Origin of the sequence: Clostridium sulfidigenes (genome assembly GCF_052067195.1) — a bacterium.
Taxonomy (GTDB): domain Bacteria; phylum Bacillota; class Clostridia; order Clostridiales; family Clostridiaceae; genus Clostridium_J; species Clostridium_J sulfidigenes.
Map to the genome: position 1 here is coordinate 200,519 of NZ_JBQHQR010000002.1, position 22,360 is coordinate 222,878.

At 30.4% G+C, this 22,360-nt stretch carries 20 protein-coding genes; 2 read left to right on the forward strand and 18 right to left on the reverse strand.

Annotation, left to right across the window (positions count from 1 at the left end; translation table 11 throughout):
* Positions 1 to 49: 49 nt before the first annotated feature.
* The 7 genes from ACTNBA_RS02820 to ACTNBA_RS02850 all read right to left on the reverse strand — a co-directional run bounded on the left by ACTNBA_RS02820 (position 50) and on the right by ACTNBA_RS02850 (position 9,324).
* Positions 50 to 901, reverse strand: a complete 852-nt coding sequence (locus ACTNBA_RS02820; protein WP_441072410.1) for a formate/nitrite transporter family protein — start codon at positions 899 to 901, stop codon at positions 50 to 52.
* 304 nt (positions 902 to 1,205) lie between these two features.
* Positions 1,206 to 2,210 carry a hypothetical protein gene (locus ACTNBA_RS02825; protein ID WP_441072412.1) on the reverse strand — a complete coding sequence of 335 codons (1,005 nt, stop codon included), beginning with the start codon at positions 2,208 to 2,210 and terminating at the stop codon, positions 1,206 to 1,208.
* Between the two features lie 354 nt (positions 2,211 to 2,564).
* Positions 2,565 to 4,592: a urocanate hydratase gene (gene hutU, locus ACTNBA_RS02830; protein WP_346847173.1), complete on the reverse strand. Its 2,028-nt coding sequence runs from the start codon at positions 4,590 to 4,592 to the stop codon at positions 2,565 to 2,567.
* Between the two features lie 141 nt (positions 4,593 to 4,733).
* Positions 4,734 to 6,719, reverse strand: a complete 1,986-nt coding sequence (locus ACTNBA_RS02835; protein ID WP_441072414.1) for an aminopeptidase — start codon at positions 6,717 to 6,719, stop codon at positions 4,734 to 4,736.
* Positions 6,720 to 6,869: 150 nt separating this feature from the next.
* Positions 6,870 to 7,193, reverse strand: coding sequence for a DUF2325 domain-containing protein (locus ACTNBA_RS02840; protein WP_035131143.1), 324 nt, complete (start codon positions 7,191 to 7,193; stop codon positions 6,870 to 6,872).
* A 390-nt stretch (positions 7,194 to 7,583) separates the two neighbouring features.
* Positions 7,584 to 8,639: an ABC transporter substrate-binding protein gene (locus tag ACTNBA_RS02845; RefSeq protein WP_441072416.1), complete on the reverse strand. Its 1,056-nt coding sequence runs from the start codon at positions 8,637 to 8,639 to the stop codon at positions 7,584 to 7,586.
* Between the two features lie 151 nt (positions 8,640 to 8,790).
* Positions 8,791 to 9,324 carry an NUDIX hydrolase gene (locus ACTNBA_RS02850; protein WP_441072418.1) on the reverse strand — a complete coding sequence of 178 codons (534 nt, stop codon included), beginning with the start codon at positions 9,322 to 9,324 and terminating at the stop codon, positions 8,791 to 8,793.
* A gap of 410 nt (positions 9,325 to 9,734) precedes the next feature.
* Here ACTNBA_RS02850 and ACTNBA_RS02855 point away from each other — a divergent pair, with 410 nt between their 5' ends.
* The gene (locus ACTNBA_RS02855) at positions 9,735 to 9,896 is read left to right on the forward strand and encodes a hypothetical protein (protein WP_346897471.1); all 162 of its coding nucleotides are present in this window, start codon (positions 9,735 to 9,737) and stop codon (positions 9,894 to 9,896) included.
* A gap of 249 nt (positions 9,897 to 10,145) precedes the next feature.
* Here the strand turns inward: ACTNBA_RS02855 and ACTNBA_RS02860 are convergent, their stop codons facing one another.
* The 11 genes from ACTNBA_RS02860 to ACTNBA_RS02910 form a co-directional block, all read right to left on the reverse strand.
* Positions 10,146 to 11,804, reverse strand: coding sequence for a hypothetical protein (locus ACTNBA_RS02860; protein ID WP_441072420.1), 1,659 nt, complete (start codon positions 11,802 to 11,804; stop codon positions 10,146 to 10,148).
* Positions 11,805 to 11,806: 2 nt separating this feature from the next.
* The gene (locus tag ACTNBA_RS02865; protein ID WP_441072422.1) at positions 11,807 to 12,592 is read right to left on the reverse strand and encodes an ABC transporter ATP-binding protein; all 786 of its coding nucleotides are present in this window, start codon (positions 12,590 to 12,592) and stop codon (positions 11,807 to 11,809) included.
* 202 nt (positions 12,593 to 12,794) lie between these two features.
* Entirely contained in the window at positions 12,795 to 13,295 is a 501-nt protein-coding gene (locus tag ACTNBA_RS02870; RefSeq protein ID WP_441072424.1) for a helix-turn-helix domain-containing protein, read from the reverse strand.
* A 481-nt stretch (positions 13,296 to 13,776) separates the two neighbouring features.
* Positions 13,777 to 15,750: an ABC transporter permease gene (locus ACTNBA_RS02875; RefSeq protein WP_441072426.1), complete on the reverse strand. Its 1,974-nt coding sequence runs from the start codon at positions 15,748 to 15,750 to the stop codon at positions 13,777 to 13,779.
* Positions 15,743 to 16,510 (reverse strand): ABC transporter ATP-binding protein, encoded by a 768-nt coding sequence (locus ACTNBA_RS02880; RefSeq protein WP_441072428.1) that lies wholly within the window; start codon positions 16,508 to 16,510, stop codon positions 15,743 to 15,745. Before ACTNBA_RS02880 ends, ACTNBA_RS02875 begins: the two co-directional genes overlap by 8 nt.
* 214 nt (positions 16,511 to 16,724) lie before the next feature.
* Positions 16,725 to 17,738: a sensor histidine kinase gene (locus ACTNBA_RS02885; RefSeq protein ID WP_441072430.1), complete on the reverse strand. Its 1,014-nt coding sequence runs from the start codon at positions 17,736 to 17,738 to the stop codon at positions 16,725 to 16,727.
* 1 nt (position 17,739) lies between these two features.
* Positions 17,740 to 18,411, reverse strand: coding sequence for a response regulator transcription factor (locus tag ACTNBA_RS02890; RefSeq protein WP_346847149.1), 672 nt, complete (start codon positions 18,409 to 18,411; stop codon positions 17,740 to 17,742).
* A gap of 32 nt (positions 18,412 to 18,443) precedes the next feature.
* Complete coding sequence (locus tag ACTNBA_RS02895) at positions 18,444 to 18,947, reverse strand: methylated-DNA--[protein]-cysteine S-methyltransferase (protein WP_441072432.1); 504 nt, start codon at positions 18,945 to 18,947, stop codon at positions 18,444 to 18,446.
* Between the two features lie 3 nt (positions 18,948 to 18,950).
* Positions 18,951 to 19,547, reverse strand: coding sequence for a bifunctional transcriptional activator/DNA repair enzyme AdaA (locus tag ACTNBA_RS02900; RefSeq protein WP_441072434.1), 597 nt, complete (start codon positions 19,545 to 19,547; stop codon positions 18,951 to 18,953).
* A complete protein-coding gene (locus ACTNBA_RS02905; protein WP_441072436.1) occupies positions 19,541 to 19,669 on the reverse strand; it encodes a CGGC domain-containing protein in 129 nt (42 codons plus the stop codon). The genes ACTNBA_RS02900 and ACTNBA_RS02905 overlap by 7 nt, the downstream gene beginning before the upstream one ends.
* 516 nt (positions 19,670 to 20,185) lie before the next feature.
* The gene (locus tag ACTNBA_RS02910) at positions 20,186 to 21,958 is read right to left on the reverse strand and encodes an ABC transporter ATP-binding protein (protein WP_441072438.1); all 1,773 of its coding nucleotides are present in this window, start codon (positions 21,956 to 21,958) and stop codon (positions 20,186 to 20,188) included.
* Positions 21,959 to 22,249: 291 nt separating this feature from the next.
* Between ACTNBA_RS02910 and ACTNBA_RS02915 the strand changes: the two genes are divergently transcribed.
* On the forward strand, positions 22,250 to 22,336 hold the full coding sequence (locus ACTNBA_RS02915) for a putative holin-like toxin (protein WP_441072706.1): 87 nt from the start codon (positions 22,250 to 22,252) through the stop codon (positions 22,334 to 22,336).
* Positions 22,337 to 22,360 lie beyond the last annotated feature (24 nt).

Genomic DNA, 22,360 nt, shown 5'->3' on the forward strand with positions numbered 1-22,360 from the left:
ATCATGCTAAAACTTAATTTTAACACAATTTTCCATGAATTTATATATATTACGCTGATAACTTCTCTCTTATCTCAATATTCTTTTTATTACATTTTCTATATATGAACCAATAAACTAATCCAATACAAACTGCACCACCAATAATATTTCCTATGGTTACAGGAATTAGATTATTAAAAATTCCAACTATAGTTAAATTATCTAATTTTTCAACAGCTACATGAGATGCTTCAACAAAAGCTGAATTTGTTTTTGCAAGCAATCCTATAGAAAAGTAATACATATTAGCTACGCAGTGTTCAAAACCTGCTATAACAAAAGCAAATATCGGAAAGAAACCCATGAATATTTTTCCTGTTACATCTTTAGCTGCATAGGAACCCCATACACATACACATACTATAACATTACATAATATCCCACTTGCAATTGCAGGTACAAAACCCATACTTGCCTTAGCCGCTGCTACCTTAATAGCATAGCCTCCAACGTTTCCTGTTGATAAAAGACCTGATTCAAAAACTAGTATTGCTACAAACGCAGCTCCAATAAAGTTTCCTATCCAAACAAGTGTCCAATTTTTAAACATTTGGCCTGTGGTTATCTTTTTTTCAGCCCAAGCTACACTTAATAATGAATTTCCTGTGAACAATTCTGCTCCACATATTAACACTAAAATTAATCCAACTGGAAATACTATACCTGCCACAAATTTCTGTAATCCGGGATCACTAATTCCATGTGATGCTACTGATGATGCATATGCCCCTAAAGCTATAAATGCACCTGCTAAAATACCTAAAAATAAAGTTTGTACACATTTATTATTAGCCTTTTTTACTCCAACCTGTTCTACATAATTAGTAATTTCATCAGGTGAAAGCATTTTTTTATCCATTAGAAGTTCCTCCAGTATTTCTACATTTTAATTTGTTTTTTTTACTTTCCACGTTAATTATATTGAAGCCTACACAAGGTGTCAACAGGTTTCCCCTTAATAAAACCTTGAAAAAATCCACCTCGAAAATTTATCTGTATATTTTAAATATTACAATAACTTTTATGGAATTTCATATGTTCTTACAGGTATATTGATATGCATGTTCACAATTTAGACATAAAAAAAGTGGCATGCGCCACATTCCTAACGGTAAAACCCATAAAACGTAAAAATCTATACTTTCCTATACAACAAAAAAATATTACCTAGTAAACCAGGTAATATTAAAAACTCCAATTTCATTCCATGATAAGTTTTCATTTATACTTTCGCTTTCAAAGGTATTTTTAAGCATGTTTTTAAGTTTCATAGAATTTTCATTGAGTTTTTTCTTCATTTCCTCATTTTCTTCTTCTATAAACTCTTCATCTTTTACTAAATAATTTCCTTCTTGGCTATATATAACTAGTTCATCACCCTCATATACCATGTCTCCATTTATTTCATAGGGCTTAACAGTCTTAAAAACATCCTTTATTTTACCATTTTCAATTTTTCCTCTATATAAATATTCACATTGAGTTAATTTTTCCTTATCAAAACTAAAGGTAATAAAAGCTATCTCATCCTTTTTAGGAGATACTTTTCCCTTTAATAAAACTTCTCCACTATCTTCTAAACTAATTATCTGTGAATCATTAAAGTATATATTAGTAACTCCATTACTAGCTTTACCATAAACTATAGTATTGCCTTCATTAAGAACATCTATTAAGATTCCTTCACAGGAATTCAAAAGCTCTAAAGTATCTGCATCATAAATTAGATATTTTGTTGTGATAGGATCTATATATAAATGAACTACTAATTTATTATTCATCCATGATATATTAGATATTTGACTTTCCCCTATATCATTTATTGGTAATACTTTATATTCTTCATCTTTCATACTATATATATTTATTTTATCTTTCTCATCTAAATATTTAAAGGCTATATTACTCCAGTCATTACTTAAAGCGGAAAGTTCTTTCAGCCTATGCAAATCTCCTACCCCTTCTAAATATTCCTCATGCTCATCAAAAATATATATGTTGTTGTTTTTTTCTATTACAGCACTTGTATAATTGTTTATAATTGGATCTCTTTCTTCTTCACTATTGGATTTACATCCAACTAAAATAAAAAGGGTGCTAATTAGTGTTATTGCTACGACAAATATTTTTATTTTATTAACTTTTCTAAATTTTATTCTATAATTCAACACTACCCCTCCTTATCTACACATCAAATACCCTAACTATTATACTACTTGCAAATACTCTATTCAATATTATCTACTAATGTATATACATTGTTTAATCATTGTTTTTATTTCATTAAAATTTACTACATATATTAAAAATATCATCCCCATAAAAATATACGAAGCAACCTTCAACTTAGAACTTATTTTTTTATATTTTTATTAATATATTTTATCTGTTTTATGAAAAAAATATAAAAATTTATTTTATTTACAACTAAATACAAACTAAAAAAATAAAAAATCAGGTATATAGTCTTAACTTTTAACACTATATACCCAATTAAATTATTCAATTATTTAAATTATGATTTATTTATTTAATGCTTTTTCAATAACAGATTTTATTAATTCATCCTTTGGTATATATGGAAGAGTTATATGATCTGTTCCTTGATTCTTCTCATTATATTCCATACTTGTTTCAATAGAATGTGGATTTCTTGCCCAAGCTCTTCTAGCAACTCCACCCATAACATCCCATGCCATAGATGATTTTATAATATTATCAACTCTTTCACTACCATCAAGAACTAATCCAAATCCTCCATTGATTGACTTACTTGTTCCAACTCCTCCACCATTGTGAAGAGCAATTAAGCTCATTCCTCTTGCTGCATTTCCTGCAAAGCATTGGATTGCCATTTCAGCCATCATGTTACTTCCATCTTTTATATTAGAAGTTTCTCTAAATGGAGAATCTGTACCACTTACATCATGGTGATCTCTTCCAAGCATGATTGGTCCAACTTCACCATTTCTTACAAGTTCATTAAACTTAAGAGCAATATCCATACGACCTTGTGCATCTTGATATAATATTCTAGCTTCTGTACCAACAACTAATTGGTTCTTTTCAGCATCTCTAATCCAAATGTAGTTATCTCTATCTTGTCCTCTTCTATTTGGATCAATACATTCCATTGCAGCATGGTCTGTTTTTATTAAATCTTCATGTTTATGACTTAAGCATACCCATCTAAATGGTCCATATCCATAGTCAAATAGCATTGGTCCCATGATATCTTCAACATAAGAAGGATAAATGAATCCATCCTTTTCATCTACACCATTTTTAGCTATGTCTTTTCCACCAGCATCATAGATTGCCTTCATAAATGAGTTACCATAATCAAAGAAGTAAACTCCCTTAGCAACTAACTTTTTAATTATGTCGTAGTGTTTTAATAAGGTCATATCTACAAGCTCTTTGAATTTTTCTCTATCTTCTTTTAATAATCTAGTTCTTTCCTCAAAAGAAATTCCTACTGGTGCATACCCACCATCATATGCAGCATGGCAAGAAGTTTGGTCTGATAATAAATCTATATGAATATCATTTTCTAAGATGTATTCAAGTAAATCTACGATATTTCCATGATATGCTATAGAGATAGACTCTTCATTTTTAGCCTTTTCCTTAGCAACTCTTATAACTTCTTCTAAATCACTTGATGCCATGGAAACCCAACCTTGATCAAGTCTTGTTTTAATTCTTGAATAGTCAACCTCTGCTACAATTCCTACTCCATTAGCTATTTCTATAGCTTTAGGTTGAGCACCACTCATTCCGCCAAGACCAGAAGTTACAAATATCTTACCTCTTAAATCTCCATCATCAGCCACTCCAAGCTTTAATCTTCCTGCATTTACTATAGTGTTGAAGGTACCATGAACTATACCTTGAGGTCCTATATACATCCAACCACCAGCTGTCATCTGTCCATAGTTAGCTACTCCTAGTTGAGTTGCTAAATGGAAATCTTCTGGATTATCAAACATACCAACCATTAAACCATTAGTAGTTATTACCCTTGGAGCAGTTTTAGAACTTCTAAATAATCCTAATGGATGACCACTCTCTACTACTAAAGTTTGTTCATCTGTCATATTCTCTAGGTATTTTTTTATAAGTCTATATTGCATCCAGTTTTGGCACACTTGTCCTGTTTCACCGTAAGTAACAAGTTCATAAGGATATAATGCCACATCAAAATCTAAGTTGTTATCTATCATTACTTGGAAGGCCTTACCCTCTGCGCAATTTCCTTTATATTCATCTATAGACTTACCACTTAATTTTCCTTCTGGTCTAAATCTATATCCATATATTCTTCCTCTTGTCAAAAGCTCTTCCATAAACTCTGGAGCTAATTTTTCGTGAAGATGTTCTGGAACATATCTTAAAGCATTTTTAAGAGCTAATTCAGTTTGTGCAGGTGTTAAACTATAACCTCTGTCAGGGGCTCTTCTAATTCCTTCTTGAAACTTAGGCATTTCTGGTAATTCATCATCTAACTTTATTACCATCTTATTTTTAATATCAATGTTATTAATCATAATTTTCCTCCTATTTCTATAAAAAATATATCCGATGACTACCTGCTCTAATATTCCTATCTTTTTTAAAGTAGGAATAAAGAGCAGCTACGTCCCTGGATAACGATTTCTAAGCTTCGAAGAAGCTAAGAACTCTGTTTATTAAGCCTCTCCATTGAAAGGTTCATTTAATTCCTCAGTACCCTTTAAAATAAATCTACCATTTTTAATTACTTCAATAACTTCCCCATCCTTTGTTATAGCATTTATAAACTCTAAGCTATCGTAAGGTATAGTTATATCTGTATGACATTGAGTATATGCACTTTCTATATCAGTTTTTCTAAGAATAGATTTTTCATTATCCTTAGCAATTATTTCTTTTCCATCAAAAGCATTATATACTCTTTCATCTTCACTATATGAATAACAAGTATCACCCACTGCAAAGTGTGGTCCCATCTTTTCTCCAATAAGGATTGGAAGTATAGGTACTATATTATGCTTCTGTGCTATAACGTATGCTAAGGTGTTTGTACCTATTGCAAACTCACCAAGAGGTAAAGTTTTATTTGGGAACAACAGATTTTCCTCTACATACTTTTTATTTTTAGATTCTTCATCAAAATTAGAACAGTTATATTCAGCTATATATCCATCCTTAAATAAAAGTTTTAAGTTTATATATTTAAGGCCATCTAGGAAGATTTCTTCTAGATGTAAAAGTCCATTTGTTCCTTTTAACATTGGAGATGTAAATACCTCTCCAACCGGTATATTTACAGTAGCAATACAGTTTTCAAAGTTTGTTTCCTTTTCTGGATTCTTAATTTCCTGCATTTTAACCTTTATATCTGTTCTATTTCCATTGCAGCCCTTAACATGGATAAACTCACCCTTATCTAAAGCCCCAATAATATCATTTTGGATTCTTTCCCACTTGTCAGAATCTAGAGTATTTATCTTCATAGTATCAGCGAAGATTTCCTCAAAATTCTCTCCTATTTCTGGACTAGGGAAAGCTATAATAGTAAAGGTTGTTTCCTTAGATGGCATATATTTATCTTGAACACTTCTAAGTCTTACCGCTGCATTTTGGTAAACCTTACTTTGCTCTTCACTTAACTTTAAAGCTGTATTCTTGCTTTCAGGTGCAAACGGAACTTCTCCAAAGCTTTCAATAACCGCTATTCCAGAATACTTTCCTAAGCCTTCTTTAAATTTTTCAAAAGTAGCTGTAAATCTTTCTTCTTTAACTTCTGCATAGTTTTTACTGAAGAATAAAGCATTATCAAATCTATGATCATAAGTAAACTGTTTATTTGCTTCAGTAGATTCTACCATTGCAAGGACAGGGGTTAAGTTGTATTTACCAAACTCCTTTATAACCTCTTTAACAATAGCCTCTTGACCAACAAAGTATATTAGTCTAACTGTAGACTTAATAGTGTAATCCTTCTTTTCTCTTATAAAGCTATCCATATATCCTTTAACCATGGTATATGCAATCTTGTTTACATCTTCATAAGTAGACAAAAATTTAGCTGTTTTTATTTCATTATCAGTTATATATTTTCCGTACTTAAATAAGTATCTTAAATCTTTAGCACTTGCTTCATCAACTATAGTTCTGTAATAACCCTTAGTATCTAAAGCTATATTATTAACCTTTTCCTCAGCTTCCATGTCTAAAATGCTAACTTCAAAATCCCTTATAATCTCCATTAAACCATTAGCATTATCACCATTTTTAACTACATAAGCATAGGCATCTGTAAATAATTGTAGTAACTTTTCTATCTTCTCAGTCTTATGAGAAAATACTAAAGATATACATTCATTTAACCTATTATATAAATATGTAGCTATTTGGCCCATTTCTTTTCCTAGCTCTTTCACTGCATAGTCTGGGTTGCCGTAACTTGTTTTATAGTTGTCACCTATTAAGTCACTATAAATTTCATGATTTTCTTTTAAAAGTTCATCAAAGTCTTTCTTTTGAAAATACTCATCATTTAACTTTTCTTCTAAACTACATATTGAATATAGTTTTTCCCCCATTGTCTTAAAGAAAGTTAAATAATTTTTCCCCTGAGTATTTATTAAAGATACTTCTTTTACTCCATTAAGATTACATATGTTCCTCATTTTATTCCCCACCCTTCTAAAAATATCCATAACAAAAACGTATCATATTCAGAAAATTAATACAATACTTTAGGCGATTTTTGTTATCGGGGTAAAGTGCTAAAAGATTAAATTCTACCCCAAAAATGTTTCCTTAAATTAACTTTATGTTTAATTACTATGTTTAGTGCAGTTTTCGCAATCCCCAGAACAATTTAAACAATGAGTTTCTAATATACTCTTTAAAGAGCTGGAGCTACTACTATGAGATTTTGCTATACTTATATTCTTTCTTGCTGCCTCTTGCATAGCTGCATTAACCATTTTATGAGACACTGTGTTAGTAAACATTACTAATAAATCTGGACATCCTATTTGAGATTTAAAGCGACCTGGCATTTGTGTAAACACCTTAGCCTTACAATTATATTTATCGCAAATCTTTTTATATTCACAAACCATCCTATCATGACCACCAATTATTACTATACTCATTTCTTTACCTCCTAAAATTTATATTATTTATATAAGCTCTTATGTATATGTAGCTATGTACTTATAGGATTTTAAAATATTAAGATGTTATAATAAGAAATTTTAAAATGCCTCAATGTTATAATTTTGTGTATTTATGATGTTAACTAGTTAAATAGTTATATAGTTAGCTTCGGCTTACCTACTACTAAAATAAAATTAGGTAAATACTTAACTACCTTCAAGAAAGTGAGTTAGCCACTGCTTACTTAACTGTAAAAAAATAAGTTACCCATTGCTTACTCTGCTGTAAAAAGATAAGTTAGCATCAACTAACTTATCTTTCAGTTTACTACTAAAGCTATGTTGTGTCAATATAACTTTCAGCATATAATGTATCTTAATATTTTTTTAATTGCTTGATTTTATGCGTATCCATGCATCATCATATACCTTTTTCACATCACTAGGAAAATCCACATAAATTTCACATCTATCCATTATCTCTTTAGTCATATATGCATTAGGATTATTTCTAACTTCCTCTGGTTGCTCAAGTCTTGCTTCTTTATTAGGAGTTGTATACCCTATTTCATCAGCTATTCTTAATGAACTTTCCTTATCACTTACAAAGTTTATGAACTTTTCAGCACCATCAACATTTTTAGCATTATAAGGTATGCATAAGCTATCAATCCAGAAGTTTGCCCCTTCCTTAGGTACTACATAAACTAAATTAGGGTATTCAGCTTGAAGATTTAATCCCTCTCCAGACCAAATCATGTTTATATCAGACTCTCCTGCTGGAATCATTACAGTTCCATTATCAACACCATATATTGGATTAACTAATTTCCTTTGATTTAATAGTAGCTCTTTAGCTTCTTCAACTTCTTTTGGATCAGTTGAGTTTAAAGAATATCCAAGTTTCTTTAAAGCTACTCCTATGGTGTCTCTATAGGTATCAAACATAAAAATCTTATCTTTATACTTTTCATTCCATAATATATCGAAGCTATCCACTTCTTCTTTTACTACATCTTTATTATAAATAAGTCCTACTGTTCCAAACATATAAGGAACTGAATATTTATTACCTGGATCTATTTCTAGATTTAAATAGTCTTCATCCATTTGAGATATATTAGGTATATTATCTTTATTTAATTCTTGAACAAACTTATTTTTTATCATTCTAGGCATTAAAACATCAGATACCAATATAACATCATAGTTCACACCGCCCTGACTAATTTTTTGATACATAGTTTCCATATCATCAAAGGTTTCTACATTAACCTTTATGCCATATTCCTTCTCAAATTCTTTTACAGTTTCTTCATCTATATTTTCACCATAATTGAAAAAGCTTATTTCTTTAGAAGAATCTTTACTACAACCTGCAAAAACCACCAACATCATTAAAAGACATGTTGATAGGCTCAATAATTTAAATAATTTTCTCATACTACACTTCCTTCCACATGATTTTATATATTATTTAAATCCTAAATATTCTTTCGGATTATAACATTATTTTAAATATATGTCTAATTGTATAGTATTTATTATTTAATTCATCTAATAGCCCTAAGAAAAAATATTGGAATGTGCTAAGTTACAGGGTATGCTCATTTTCATTGATGGCACCATATTTTTTTCGAGCATCAAAAAATAGTTGTATCAAACTCTGATAATATGGTATAAATTCACCACTTTTTATCATTGAAAATATCTCTTCTTTAGAAGCCCACTTCACTTTCTGAACTTCTTCATACTGCAATGATAGTTCATTGATATCAACATCTTGTTCAATTAAATAAATATCATCAAATCCATTGTTAAAGTTCATGGTAATATGAGGTCTAATATTTTTAAAATCTACTCTTAACCCAATTTCCTCAAATAATTCTCTTTCAGCTGCAGATTGGCTTGTATCACCCTTTATAGCACTTCCACCTACTGTTATATCCCACATATTTGACCAACCTTCTTTGAAAGGTTGTCTCTGTTGAATTAGCATCTTACCATCTGAATTAAAAACACATACATGAACAACTAAATGATAATTATTTTTTTCAATAGGTTCACCTCGAACCATAGTTTCATTTGTTTTATTTCGATTAATATCATATACATCCCAAAGTTCCATATTCATACCTCCTTAAATACATATATTATTATATCTACTGATAAACTTATTATATTTCATTACTTATGTTACAGTATTTTCACGTATAATAACAGACCTAGTCAAGTCATATCAATGCCTAAGACTAAAAACCATATTTATTTATGCCATAGCTCTCCATAACTACTACGAGTGAGGTTTTTCCATTTTATTCTTAAGTATATATTCTACATAAGAGGAAACTCACTATTCACATACGTTCATAGGAGTAAGTTCAATTAACTAAATCATAGATTTAGAATTTCACTTATGGTATAATTCTAAAGTAATATTTAGAAATTCCGTAGTGGATGGCTACGGGGGTTTTGAACATTTTATCCTCCTGGGCTATTGGTGAACTATTTCACTATAGCTAGGGGGTGGTATTGGATATGTTTGATACTTTTATAAAGTGTATATCAATTATTTATGTAATTAGATTAATTCTAAAACATAATCTTTTTATACATCATTTAAAAATCAAGATCAAATTTCTTGGTCTTGATATAGAAGTTAAAAGCAAAGAAAAAAGTGCTCCATCCAACGAAGATTAGCACTTTTTCTAAGATTCATAATTTATAACATAAATCTAATCCAATAGCCCTAAAACAAAATAAATGTTCTAAGGATTGCTTAGTGTTACCAGCACTAAGCTTTTCTTACTAGAATTCTTAGAAACTTGTTTCTTTAGAATTCTGTACTCCTCAGCTCGCCTGAGTGAGTTTCTTATTTATATTATATCAAATTTTCATAAAAAATAAACATAATTATTTTTTTCTATTTAAAAATTTTATCTTTTAATATTATATCCCTATATCTTTCCAACTTATTTTGAAGCTTCTTTTCCAAATAACTATATTAATTACAAAAAGAATTACTATAAATGCTCCTATAAAGGTAATATTATTTCTAATTATTATGTGTATTGCAGCAAATATCCCAATAAGCATAAATGTAATCGCCCCTGGGCCTATAAGCTTACCACTATCAGTTGAAGCAAATTTCACACTAAAAGGCATCATCTTATTTGACAGTTTAAAATAAACTAATGATGATATTAAAAGAACTAGAAACATTACAATTAAGTCTAAGATTATTGATGGTCCCTTTAATATTAAAAACACTATAGCCGTAAATAAATAAACTGGTATAACTAATTTAAACAAGGTTCCTTTTATTGCTCCTTTTAATATTACTCCTGGATCTTTTATTGGTAATACCTTATATATAAATGCACCTTTATAATTATCACTATTATTTATATAAGCAGTGCAGAAGCATAGCATTAATACAGTTAAATACATTAATAAATGTACTTTTCCACCATAGCTTGTTTGAATAGTTTCAATAAAAGATTTATCTCTATCTGTAAAAATAAATAAAACTGGCATAAATACAGCCATTGAAAGAGATGGATATACCTTAAGTTTAAAGTTTCTTTCTGTAGATATCATATTTTTAGTAAATGTAAACATGCTTTTTTCAACTTTATCTTTGCAAATTATTCCCGCTATAAAATCTTTTCTTATTTTATCTCCACCTCTTATAGCTCCCCCATTATCATTTAGTTTTTGAAGGTTCTTTTCAAAATATGGTACTACCTTCTTAACATAAAGGATAATTAGTATTACTGGAGCTAATATTGCCATTACAGATAAAAATATTAAAAAAGGATTTCTATTTTCATCTATTAATATTCCAAAAGGAGCTGCAAACCACATAGATGGAACTAAACTATGCCAAAGCTTAGGTACATAAATAGCTGTAATATCTATAGTAGTAAAAAATCTATTAAATAACTGATACCCAAAAGTAAATAAAAATGCTAATAATATTTGAAAGTAATTTATAATATCCTTTAGCTTTTCTCCATCAAAGAACTTTAAAACTAAAGTATATAAAAATGCTGTTATTACTACAACTAATAAAGCTATTAGTATATTTTCCATAAAAAATATTGGTAAAAATATCACTCCATATTTTACTGTTCCAAAAATTAAAGGCATTAAATTAAGAGACAAAGATATACCAAGTAAATACATACATATATGAGTAAGCTTTGCCGCATTAAAGGTTCTACTATCTACAGGCTTTGGTAATAGTATGTTTTTTTCCTTTACATCTAATAAAACAGCTGAAAAATCTGATATCATAAGTGATACCATCATAAATAGATTTACACCTATAATAATATTTATATTTTTTAAAGCTGGCATATCAGCTAACATTAACATTCCAATAAAAATGCTTAAAAATCCGTTAAAAAGAAGTAGTTGCTTATAATTATTCTTATCTTTATTTTCGGAAGACTTATTATTATTTGTCAAAACAGTACTTACTCTGCGTCCATCCATAGTTAATTTTATTTGCAAAATCATTCGCATAATATCATAATTAACACCGGCTTTTTTATACAGGGCTTTAAATTTATCTAATAGTCTTAATATGGCAAATTCATTCATAGCTATACCTCTTGAACTAAAGACACAAACTCTTTAGCAATTTGTCCGTGTTCATTAAATCCTGTTAGCTGATTAAATACTTCTTCTAAAGAGCTTTCCTTTTCACTATTTTTAAGCTCCTCAAAACTTCCATCTGCAGCTATTGTTCCATTGTCAATAAGTACAATTCTATCACTTACCTTCTCCACAACATCCATTATGTGTGAAGAATAAAATATAGTTTTTCCTTCCTTTGCAAGACTACTCATAACTTCTTTAAATATCATTACACTATTAGCATCTAGTCCACTTAACGGCTCATCAAAAAATAATATATCTGGATTATGAATTAAACTACATATTATTAGTAGCTTTTGCTTCATTCCTTTTGAATATGAAGATATTCTTGAGTTCATAGCTCCTTCAATTGTAAATAACTTCATAAGCTTTTTTGCTTTTTCAATAAGGGTATCTTGATCTATGCCATATACTCCACCTAAAAAGCTTATATATTCAAATGCAGTTAAATTTTCATATATATCAGCAAGCTCTGGAACATATCCAATTTTCTTCTTGTACTCTACACTTCCATTACTTATATCTTGTCCTAATATTTTTACCTGTCCTGTATAGCCTTCTATTATACCAAGCATTATTTTTATAGTTGTACTTTTACCAGCACCATTAGTTCCTATATATCCTATTATTTGTCCTCTCTGTATCTCTAAATTTATTCCATTTAAGACACGTTTATCTCCAAAGTTCATTTTAAGATCTTTAATTGATATTATACTCTCTAAATTCTCCATAAGCTTTTCCACCTCAAAACACAATATGTGCAAAATTAGTATTTTTTACACCTTATACACTAATATAGTACCAAATAAATGAGTTATTGTAAAATAAAGGTTTGTATTTTATAAGAAATAAGATAGACTTATTTTAAAGCCTATCTGTCAAAACTTTCTTTTCTCAAACTTTTAGCTTCTTCGCGTATTATTTTAAATAAGATTATCTCTTATCTTTATTTGAGTTTCTTATTGAGTACTTTACCCATGCATTAAATATAAGAAGTATTCCTATAACAAGACAACCTGCACTGATAGCTTTAATAAATCCAGCAAAAAATTGTTCATAAGCTTTTATACCTGGTTTATATATTGCAGAATAAATTACTGTAATAAATGATATCAATAATACACATAATCCCCCAACTAATGATTCGTTTCTTTTTAGTTTTTGAATTTCACTAAGTAATAAAATTGTATTTTTATTATTTTCCACCTTTTCATTTTCCTGTTCAATATATTCACCCTTTAGTAATTCATTAACTGAGACCTCCAACACTTTACTTATTTCTTCAAATAATGAACTATCAGGCATACACTTACCACATTCCCACTTTGAGACTGCTTTATCAGTTACATTCAGATATTCTCCAAACTCTGCTTGAGTCATTTTTTTATTTTTTCTAGCTTCTGTTATAAATCGTCCAATTTTTTGTGTATCCATAATAACACCTCCCTTTAATAATATGATAATCTAAAAGCTACTATATTCAAACCCACCAAAGGTAGAGTATGTAGAATATAAGTAGAGTATAGTAATTTCACTACTTATTACTGTTTGTAATTTCATTTTTATATGTAAAATTTAATTGATTAACACATTTTAATTTTACATATCAACTCTTTACTCACTTATTTGTGATACAGTTCTCCGTATCAGTTGCAGATGATAATACTTTTAGTACATCCGTTAGTAGTATTACGAAAAATCGCATAATTCACTTTCTTGAATTACGCGATTTTTAACTTAAAATTATTTAATTGAAGTTTATTTTTTGAGTATCTACTTTAATACTTATAACTTTGGTTCTGTATGCCAAATCCTTCATAGTTATTAATTCTTGACTTTTTTAGCTGTATCTGATATTTCTCCACTTAACTTTCTATTATAATATATCTAATAAGAAAGTTAACTAAAAAACAAATTAGCTGACAATTTTATAATAAACTCGTGAAGTGAGGAAGTAAACAATAGCATATAAAATGGCAAAGACAAAAATTGTTCCTGCTGTGCAGATCACAAACAATGTAACATTAGTGAGATTTAATACTGCAAGAAGCTTCACGATAACCTTAAATGCAAAGGCAATATGAATAATTGCTGTTACAACTGGCAGGAAGAACACCATAAGCACTTGGTTGCCAATTGATTTTTTAATTTCTTCTTTGCTCATGCCAACCTTTTGCATAATTTCAAAGCGTTCCTTATCATCATAGCCTTCTGAAATCTGCTTGTAGTATATAATAAGCACAGTAGCCATAATAAAGAGTGCTCCAAGGAATATCCCTAGGAAGAAAAGTCCTCCATATAAAGAAAAGAAAGATTCTCTGGATTCTTCCAAGCCTTCACAACGTGCATCAATAGATAATTGTTTTATTTTGCTATTAATTTCATTAGTTAAAGCAATTTCCTTTTCCGCATTATCATCAGTATCAAAGGCAAAGTAATAAGATAAATCCTCTATTTTGCCATCAGCCTGAGTGCTGGAAGCATATATTTTTTCAATTGTCTTTTCATCAGGTACGATAATAAAGTAGCCATTAGCAGCTACTGCGGATGCTATTCCATCCACTGTCATGCTATTTATACGTTCTTTTATTTTAAACTCATTGCCTAAAATATTAATGCTGTCTTCAGCTACTTCTCCTCTATAAGTAAAGAGCATCACTTCATTTTCCTTTAAAGTAATAGACTTATTTTCCAAGTCATTATATTCACTTAGTGGTACAAACTCTAGGAAGCCTAAATTGTTTGCGTCAAAATTACTTTCACCATCTGTGAAATAATTCTTATCTTGTATCATAGCTAGAGATGAAGATCGGTATTTAACTATATTTTTCAAAGTAATATTATCTTTATCTGCCTGCTCTTTTATAACATTATTAATCATTTCTGTCTTTTCTTTTGATAAATTTTTTGCGTTTATTGAAATATCTCTTGGATATCTTGTTCTAAGCACATCCTCCATACCAATATACAGCGACACTGTTGTAGATAACATCACTAGAACAGTAGTTGAAAGAATACAAATGTTAGCAAGTCCTACTGCATTCTGTTTCATTCGATAAATCATGCCAGACACATTTATAAAATGATTGGTCTTATAATAAAACTTCTTATTTTTTCTAAGCATTTTTAAAAGAGCAATACTTCCTGCTGTAAATAAAGACCAAGTTCCTATCATAACAAGAATTGCTGCCAGAAAGAACATATTAAGCGCAGCTAGAGGCGATTCTGTAGTTAAGGCAATATAGTAGCCTGCTCCAAGGCTGAGAATTCCAATTAAAGTAAGAATCCACTTTGTTTTTGGCTCCTTTTCACCAACCTGACCGCCCTTAAGAAGCTCAACAGGTTTTGCAAGATGAATTTGTCTCATATTATTTATAAGAGTTAAGACAAAAATAAAGCCAAAGAGAATAACTGTTTTAACTATGGAGTTAGTTGATATAATGAACCCCATTGGCACCTTAAATTGTAAAATCTTAAGAAGTACTAAAAACATAAGCTTACTTACTGCAATTCCAGATATCAGTCCCAATATCATGGTTATAATTGCCACGAAAATGGTTTCCCAAAGCAACAATTTAGCAATATGCTTTTTCTCCATACCCAAAATATTATATAAACCCAGCTCTTTTTTACGCCTCTTTATAAGAAAGCTGTTCGTATAAAAAAGAAAAATCACTGAGAAAAAACCAATAACATACGTGCCTAAATTGAGTATTATTTTAAGTGACCTTCCCCCAGACATACTGTTTAGTCCATCATTTACTGATATAAAATGCATGATATAAAACATAGCAATAGTGCTTATACAAGTTAGTATATATGGAAAATATGTCTTTCCATTCTTTTTAATGTTATTTACAGCCAGCTTTTGATAGAACATCTTACTCATTTTTTACACCGCCTGTAGCAATTATAGTAAGTGTATCGGAAATTTTTTGATACATTTCTTCTTGGGACATGGACGCTCTATATAGCTGATGAAACACCTCTCCATCCTTTATAAAAAGCACGCGACTTGCATGGCTGGCTGCTTTAGTGCTGTGAGTAACCATTATTATGGTTTCTCCTTCTTTATTTATATCATTAAACAGGTGAAGAAGCTCATCACTTGAATGAGAATCCAATGCTCCAGTAGGCTCGTCTGCAAGAATAAGCTGAGGATTGGTAATTAATGCCCTGGCAACAGCAGCTCTCTGCTTTTGACCTCCAGAAACCTCATAAGGATATTTTTGCAAAATATCATCTATTCCAAGCTTCTTTGCAATAGGCTTTAAACGATTATTCATTTCATTAAAGGACTTACCAGATAAAACAAGTGGTAAAAATATATTATCCTGCAAAGAAAAGGTATCAAGAAGATTAAAATCTTGAAACACAAAGCCTAAATTATCACGACGAAACTTAGAAATTTCCTTTTCCTTAAGATTCATACTGCTTATACCACTCAGCACTACCTCGCCGTTTGAGGGCTTATCTAGAGCTGCAATAATATTTAAAAGGGTAGTCTTACCTGATCCAGACTCCCCCATGATAGCTAAGTACTCACCCTTCTCAACTGAAAAGGACACATCGGATAAAGCCTGAACATGGTTTGTACTAAAACGGCTGGTATATATTTTTTTAAGTTTTTTTACTTCTAATATTGACATAATTTTCTCCTTTCACTCGAAACACTGAATAGCCTGCCTTACTCGTTCCCTTTTAGGAACTTGTTAATTTAGGACACCCATCAAAGTTTATTTAGTACTGTTATATCCTAACTTCTTATCATGTTCAGTATAACAAAAGGAAGAAATGCATGCCTTAACTTTGGCTTACATTTCTTCCTTTAACCTTACACAGTTGTAAGGCTGCATCAAAATCTTATTCTATTTGCACTTCAATTGTTGCCAGATTGATCATTACTTTTGTCCCTTCATCAACCCTGGAGTCTATAGCTATGCTGTGAGAAAGCTTGCTTAAAATCTGCTTACATAAATATAATCCAAGGCCTGTAGACTTTTTATCCCATCGACCATTATAGCCTGTAAAACCTCTTTCACATATACGATTTATGTCTTCTTCCCTTATGCCAATACCCGTATCTTCTATGACAAGAGTCTTTTCACTGAAATTATCCATGTATATTGAAATAGTCCCCTCTTTAGTATACTTCAATGCGTTTGATAGAATCTGCTCAATGACAAATACCAGCCACTTTTCATCGGTTAAAACCTCACAGCTTAATTCTTTAAAATCTAACTTAATTTTCTTTCTTACAAACATCCTTGCATATTTTCGTACTGCCTGCTTTACTATATCATCGAGACTGTATCTTTTTAACACAAGGTCAGAAGACATGCTCTCAAGCCTTAGATACTGCAGCACAAACTCTACATACTGCTCAATCTTAAAAAGTTCCATGGAAAGTTCTGAGTTTAACTCATTTTCCTCAGACTGAAGAATTAGACTCATTGCTGAAATAGGTATCTTAATTTGATGCGCCCATAAAGTATAGTAGTCTATTAAATTACTTCGACTCATATCTGCGCTATGAGCAATCTGAATATTATTGCTATAGAGGGTAGTAAGCAGATCCTTATAGTCCTTTTCAATTATATCTTTAGGCTCAGGGAGTTTATCAAAGCTTAATGTAATGCTGCTTTTTAAATCTTGAAGCAATTTATGTCTATTATATAATCCTATAAAATCTATTATAAGGAAGATAACACCTATGCATGCACATAGTACACTAGCATAAACTACTGGCTCTACAGGAAGATTATATAAAGAAAATACAAGTGCAAAGGTGGTACAAAACAAACCTAATAGAATAATTCCTTTAACACGCACTTTGAAATAGGAACTCATAAACTTAAAAACCTCTGTTTTCTTCATATCATTCCACCATATACCCTATACCTTTTTTTGTGGTAATAAAATCAGACAGACCTGCCTCCTGTAGCTTTTTACGAAGTCTTGTTATATTAACGGTTAAGGTATTGTCATCGATATAGCTGTCAGTTTCCCAAAGCCTTGTCATAATGGTATCCCGGGACACAGCCTTGCCTTTATTTTCGAGAAGAATCTGCAGTATCTTGTTTTCATTCTTTGAAAGCTCAATTTTTCTGTCGTGATAATTTAAGGTAGCATCACTTATATTAAGTATTGAACCTTTATGCTCAAGCAAATTAGTCTGTCCTGTAAAATCGTAGGTTCGGCGTAATAAAGCTTGTACCTTTGCAGTCAGCACGTTAAGGTCAAAAGGCTTTGCAATAAAATCGTCTCCCCCCATATTCATAGCCATAACTATGTTCATACTATCTGAGGCTGATGAAATAAAAATAATAGGCACCTTAGAAACCTTTCTAATCTCGCTGCACCAATGATAGCCATTAAAAAATGGCAAGGTAATATCTAAAAGAACAAGCTGCGGACTATAGGAAACAAAGGCTGCAAGTACATCCTTAAAATCAGTCACACATTCTGCCTCAAATCCCCAAGACCTTATGTGGTTCTTCACTGTTTTAGCAATTATCAAATCATCTTCTACTATTAGAATTTTATACATTTATTGCTCTCCTTACTTTTCTTTCTAATACTTTAAATCGATAGTATATTCTTCTCATGGTTTAAAAGCCATTGCTTTCTATCTATGCCACCAGCATATCCAGTTAAACTTCCATTAGTTCCAATAACCCTATGACAAGGTACTATTATCCATATTTTATTTCTACTATTTGCACTTCCCACTGCCCTAACACTTTTTTCATTTCCTACCCTAATCGCTAAGCTCTTATAGGATAAGGTTTCCCCATAAGAAATCTTCAATAGTTCATTCCATACATTCTTTTGAAAATCAGTACCATTTAATGAAACCTTTAAATCGAATGCTTTTCTACTTCCATTAAAGTATTCATTTAACTGAGCAATAGTATTTTCTAATATTTCATTTCCTTTATTCATCACGGACTTTTCTTGCTCCACAAACATAACTGATAGTATTGAATCTTCAGAGCAAATTATTTCTAATATTCCAATAGGCGAATTATAATAACCATAATATTTTTTAATAATACAAACACCTCCTAATAAAATTTTTATCATCGGTTATACTTTTATCTCATTTATACTATTTCTTTTTCTATACTCCTTAGGAGCAATACCTGCATTTTGTTTAAAACATTTATAAAAATTAGAAAGGCTTTTAAATCCTACATCGTATGCAATCTCTAAAATAGTATCATTACTTTTACTTAGAAGTTGCATCGCTTTATTTATTCTTATTTGTGATACATATTCATTAGGTGTTAGTCCTATATATTCTTTAAACAATCTTGTTAAATGACTAATACTAACACCAAATTCCTTTGAAATAAACCTGAAATTAATTGGTTTATTATAATTCTGGATTAACTTTTCCTTTATTTTTTCAATTAATTCTCTATTCGGTTCAAAATTATGTTCCTTTATATCAGGTCTGCATAATTTACATGGTCTGAAACCTTCTTTGATGGCATCATCTACACTATTAAAAAACAATATATTCTCTTTCAGTGGTGTCTTAGCTTTACATGATGGTCTGCAAAAAATACCTGTTGTTTTCACAGCATAGTAAAATAACCCATCATAATACTTATTACAACTTATTACTACATTCCATTTCTTATCTTCAGATATTACTATGTTTCCTTGTATAATTACCATCTCCTAAAAGCATTTACATAATTCTTAAAAGCTGCTACTCTTTCATTAAAGGCTTTAAAGCACCCGAAGCTAGTACATTCCTTACTTTCGTTATAACAATTAATAATACCAATTTTACTCATAATTATAATTCCACTCCTCGTAAAAGTTTATTTTATATTTTGATTCTAGCATTACTAAAAGTATAAATCTTCCTGTATTTCGCTATCTAATTTTAAGTGTTTTCACTAAGTTGTTTCAGGTACTCAAAAGAGTCTACGTCATTTATGGTACGGTTCTCTGTATCACAAGCAAATGTAGTTTTTACATTCTATTCTTGTGTGTATATTCTTCATAATTATAGTATAATTCTAAAGTAATATTTTGAAATGTATTTTCTAACATAGAATCTCCATTATTTGATATGCATTGCAAACTCCAACGATATAGATCTAAAAATGAAATCCGCTTATCCATATTCAGATTCTGTCTAAACAACTTATTAGAACATTTTTTATAAATAGTTCATATAAATCTTATTTTATTATAATACTATATTTTCACTTATAAAAATAGTCCTAACCATTCAATACCAATGGTTAAGACCAGTTTTCGCATTTATTTATGATAAGGTTCTCCGTGATAGGTATAACAATTCCCTAAACAGTGTTCTCCTGCATCATATACTTCTGCCAAAGTGTCCTGAAATGACCTTCATTACTTACCAGATTAGAAAAATGACCTTCTTGAATAATTCTACCGTTATCCATAACCAATATTTTGTCAAACATATGAAGTAAATGAAGTCTGTGAACGCTACATATAATGCATCGGTCTTTATAATTATCAAATATATTCTGCATTATGGCTCTTTCGTTTATTGCATCTATACTACTTGTAACCTCATCCAGCAGCATAATACTCTTATCTTGAGCAAAATAAAGCCCTCTTGCCAATGCAAGCCTTTGCTTTTCCCCGCCTGATAAGTTTATTCCCTTTTCTCTTATATCTGTTTCTAAACCCTTTGGCATTCTAGCTAATACCTCATTCAGACAAGCCATTTTCATTACCCTTTTAAGCTTTTCTTCATTTAGCTCCAGTCCAAAATTAATATTCCAACCAATAGTATTTTCGAATATTTCAGAATCCTGAGGTACAAATAGAGCCATATCCTGAATTACTTTTAAATCGTTATACTCTTTTCCATCCATTATAAGATTAACATGATCAGGCTTATATAAGCCTGCAAGCATATTAAGAAATGTACTTTTACCTGACCCACTAGAACCTACCACAGCAATCTTTTCACAAGGCTTCATATCCAGATTAACATTGCATAGAGCACTGCCCTTATCTCCATATTTAAAATCAAGTCCTTTAACCGACATACGCTTCCAATTAAATCTGCTCTTTTTATTCTGTTTTAGTATTTTTGTGTATTTCTCCATGTGTTTTACTAAATAACTTTGCTCTGCAGCTGAATTTATTGGATCTACAGACTTTATTGATGCCTTCCAATGTATGATTTCATAAAAATTACTTGTAATCTGAAAGAATGCATCCCTCAACTGCCTAAAATAGTTAACAATCATTACAAGATTTCCTGTCATTATAGGTCCACCAGAATTACGGCATGACCATAAATAAAATATTATAATTGTAAGTTCTGTAAATATACCTCCAAAGGCTATAATAAAGCAGCGAGGCTGGTTAATCCAGAATTCATTCATGTTCTCGCTATAATACTCATCATACTTCTCATGAAGGTCTTTTCCTGTCTTTCTACCAAGCCCGAGATTTATAATTGTTTTAATATTTCCCACAAAATCGGATATCCTGGCAGAAAACACATGAAAGCTCTCATTTTGTCTGTCTAGAATAGGCTCAATTGCCTTATTCATTTTCGAAACAACAAATAAGTTAATTGATAAAAGTGTGATGCTTATTAGAGCTATCCTTATATCAACCGTTGACAGGATAATAACTGGTCCTATTATTAAGATTATATTCTCCATGTAATTATTCTGTGAAAATCCAAAGTTGCGAATAGCTTCACCTGCAACCCTGATCCTGTTTACTACCTCTCCGGAATGATGTTCTGAATGCCACTTCAATGGCAGAGTACATAATTTATCATAAACATCATCTACTAAACGCTGCTGGTTTTTTAAGGCTGTATTAAACTCGAACCATCGTCCCGAATGATGAAAAACTTGAAATATAAAAAATCCTGCTACATAAAGTCCAAACCATTTGATGATTTTCGTTGGATCATTTAACTGATAGGTTTGAAGAGAATTTATAGCCATCCCAAATGCGTAAGGTTGTAAAAGTTCTCCGCATATGGAAATTGAATGTAAAAAATATAGTGTAACCAATTTCCATCTATCTTTACCTGCATATTTCCACGTACTAACGAATAAATATAACATACTTTTTCCTCCTATTAACTTTCATTCAATAAACTCAACATTGTATTGAACAATAATTAGGAGGTGACCTTATGTGATATTTACTCTTCTTTCGTAATACATATCAACGTCACAATTTCTCAAATAACCTTTTCATTTATATTTTACCTCATCCCTTTTAAAATTATCTAGTATCAATTACCAATCTTTACCTAACATTATACCATATCATCAATGAAAATCCACTTTAAACCTTAATTAACGTTTTATGTAATATATCAGGCTACAGACTGACTTTATATTTATTTCATATTGATATTACTATTTCAAGGTGGTTTGTTCTTAATTTCATTATTAACATTAATAGTGATTCTTATAGAAAAAATCTCAAAAAAATAGTAGCCCCGACTGCAATTGGATACT

What these genes read in the sequence shown, in the direction of transcription:
- ACTNBA_RS02820 (WP_441072410.1), bottom strand. Translation starts at nt 901, where the DNA reads ATGGATAAAAAAATGCTTTCACCTGATGAAATTACTAATTATGTAGAA.
- hutU (WP_346847173.1), bottom strand. Translation starts at nt 4,592, where the DNA reads ATGATTAATAACATTGATATTAAAAATAAGATGGTAATAAAGTTAGAT.
- ACTNBA_RS02835 (WP_441072414.1), bottom strand. Translation starts at nt 6,719, where the DNA reads ATGAGGAACATATGTAATCTTAATGGAGTAAAAGAAGTATCTTTAATA.
- ACTNBA_RS02840 (WP_035131143.1), bottom strand. Translation starts at nt 7,193, where the DNA reads ATGAGTATAGTAATAATTGGTGGTCATGATAGGATGGTTTGTGAATAT.
- ACTNBA_RS02845 (WP_441072416.1), bottom strand. Translation starts at nt 8,639, where the DNA reads ATGAGAAAATTATTTAAATTATTGAGCCTATCAACATGTCTTTTAATG.
- ACTNBA_RS02850 (WP_441072418.1), bottom strand. Translation starts at nt 9,324, where the DNA reads ATGGAACTTTGGGATGTATATGATATTAATCGAAATAAAACAAATGAA.
- ACTNBA_RS02855 (WP_346897471.1), top strand. Translation starts at nt 9,735, where the DNA reads ATGTTTGATACTTTTATAAAGTGTATATCAATTATTTATGTAATTAGA.
- ACTNBA_RS02860 (WP_441072420.1), bottom strand. Translation starts at nt 11,804, where the DNA reads ATGAATGAATTTGCCATATTAAGACTATTAGATAAATTTAAAGCCCTG.
- ACTNBA_RS02865 (WP_441072422.1), bottom strand. Translation starts at nt 12,592, where the DNA reads ATGGAGAATTTAGAGAGTATAATATCAATTAAAGATCTTAAAATGAAC.
- ACTNBA_RS02870 (WP_441072424.1), bottom strand. Translation starts at nt 13,295, where the DNA reads ATGGATACACAAAAAATTGGACGATTTATAACAGAAGCTAGAAAAAAT.
- ACTNBA_RS02875 (WP_441072426.1), bottom strand. Translation starts at nt 15,750, where the DNA reads ATGAGTAAGATGTTCTATCAAAAGCTGGCTGTAAATAACATTAAAAAG.
- ACTNBA_RS02880 (WP_441072428.1), bottom strand. Translation starts at nt 16,510, where the DNA reads ATGTCAATATTAGAAGTAAAAAAACTTAAAAAAATATATACCAGCCGT.
- ACTNBA_RS02885 (WP_441072430.1), bottom strand. Translation starts at nt 17,738, where the DNA reads ATGAAGAAAACAGAGGTTTTTAAGTTTATGAGTTCCTATTTCAAAGTG.
- ACTNBA_RS02890 (WP_346847149.1), bottom strand. Translation starts at nt 18,411, where the DNA reads ATGTATAAAATTCTAATAGTAGAAGATGATTTGATAATTGCTAAAACA.
- ACTNBA_RS02895 (WP_441072432.1), bottom strand. Translation starts at nt 18,947, where the DNA reads ATGATAAAAATTTTATTAGGAGGTGTTTGTATTATTAAAAAATATTAT.
- ACTNBA_RS02900 (WP_441072434.1), bottom strand. Translation starts at nt 19,547, where the DNA reads ATGGTAATTATACAAGGAAACATAGTAATATCTGAAGATAAGAAATGG.
- ACTNBA_RS02905 (WP_441072436.1), bottom strand. Translation starts at nt 19,669, where the DNA reads ATGAGTAAAATTGGTATTATTAATTGTTATAACGAAAGTAAGGAATGT.
- ACTNBA_RS02910 (WP_441072438.1), bottom strand. Translation starts at nt 21,958, where the DNA reads ATGTTATATTTATTCGTTAGTACGTGGAAATATGCAGGTAAAGATAGA.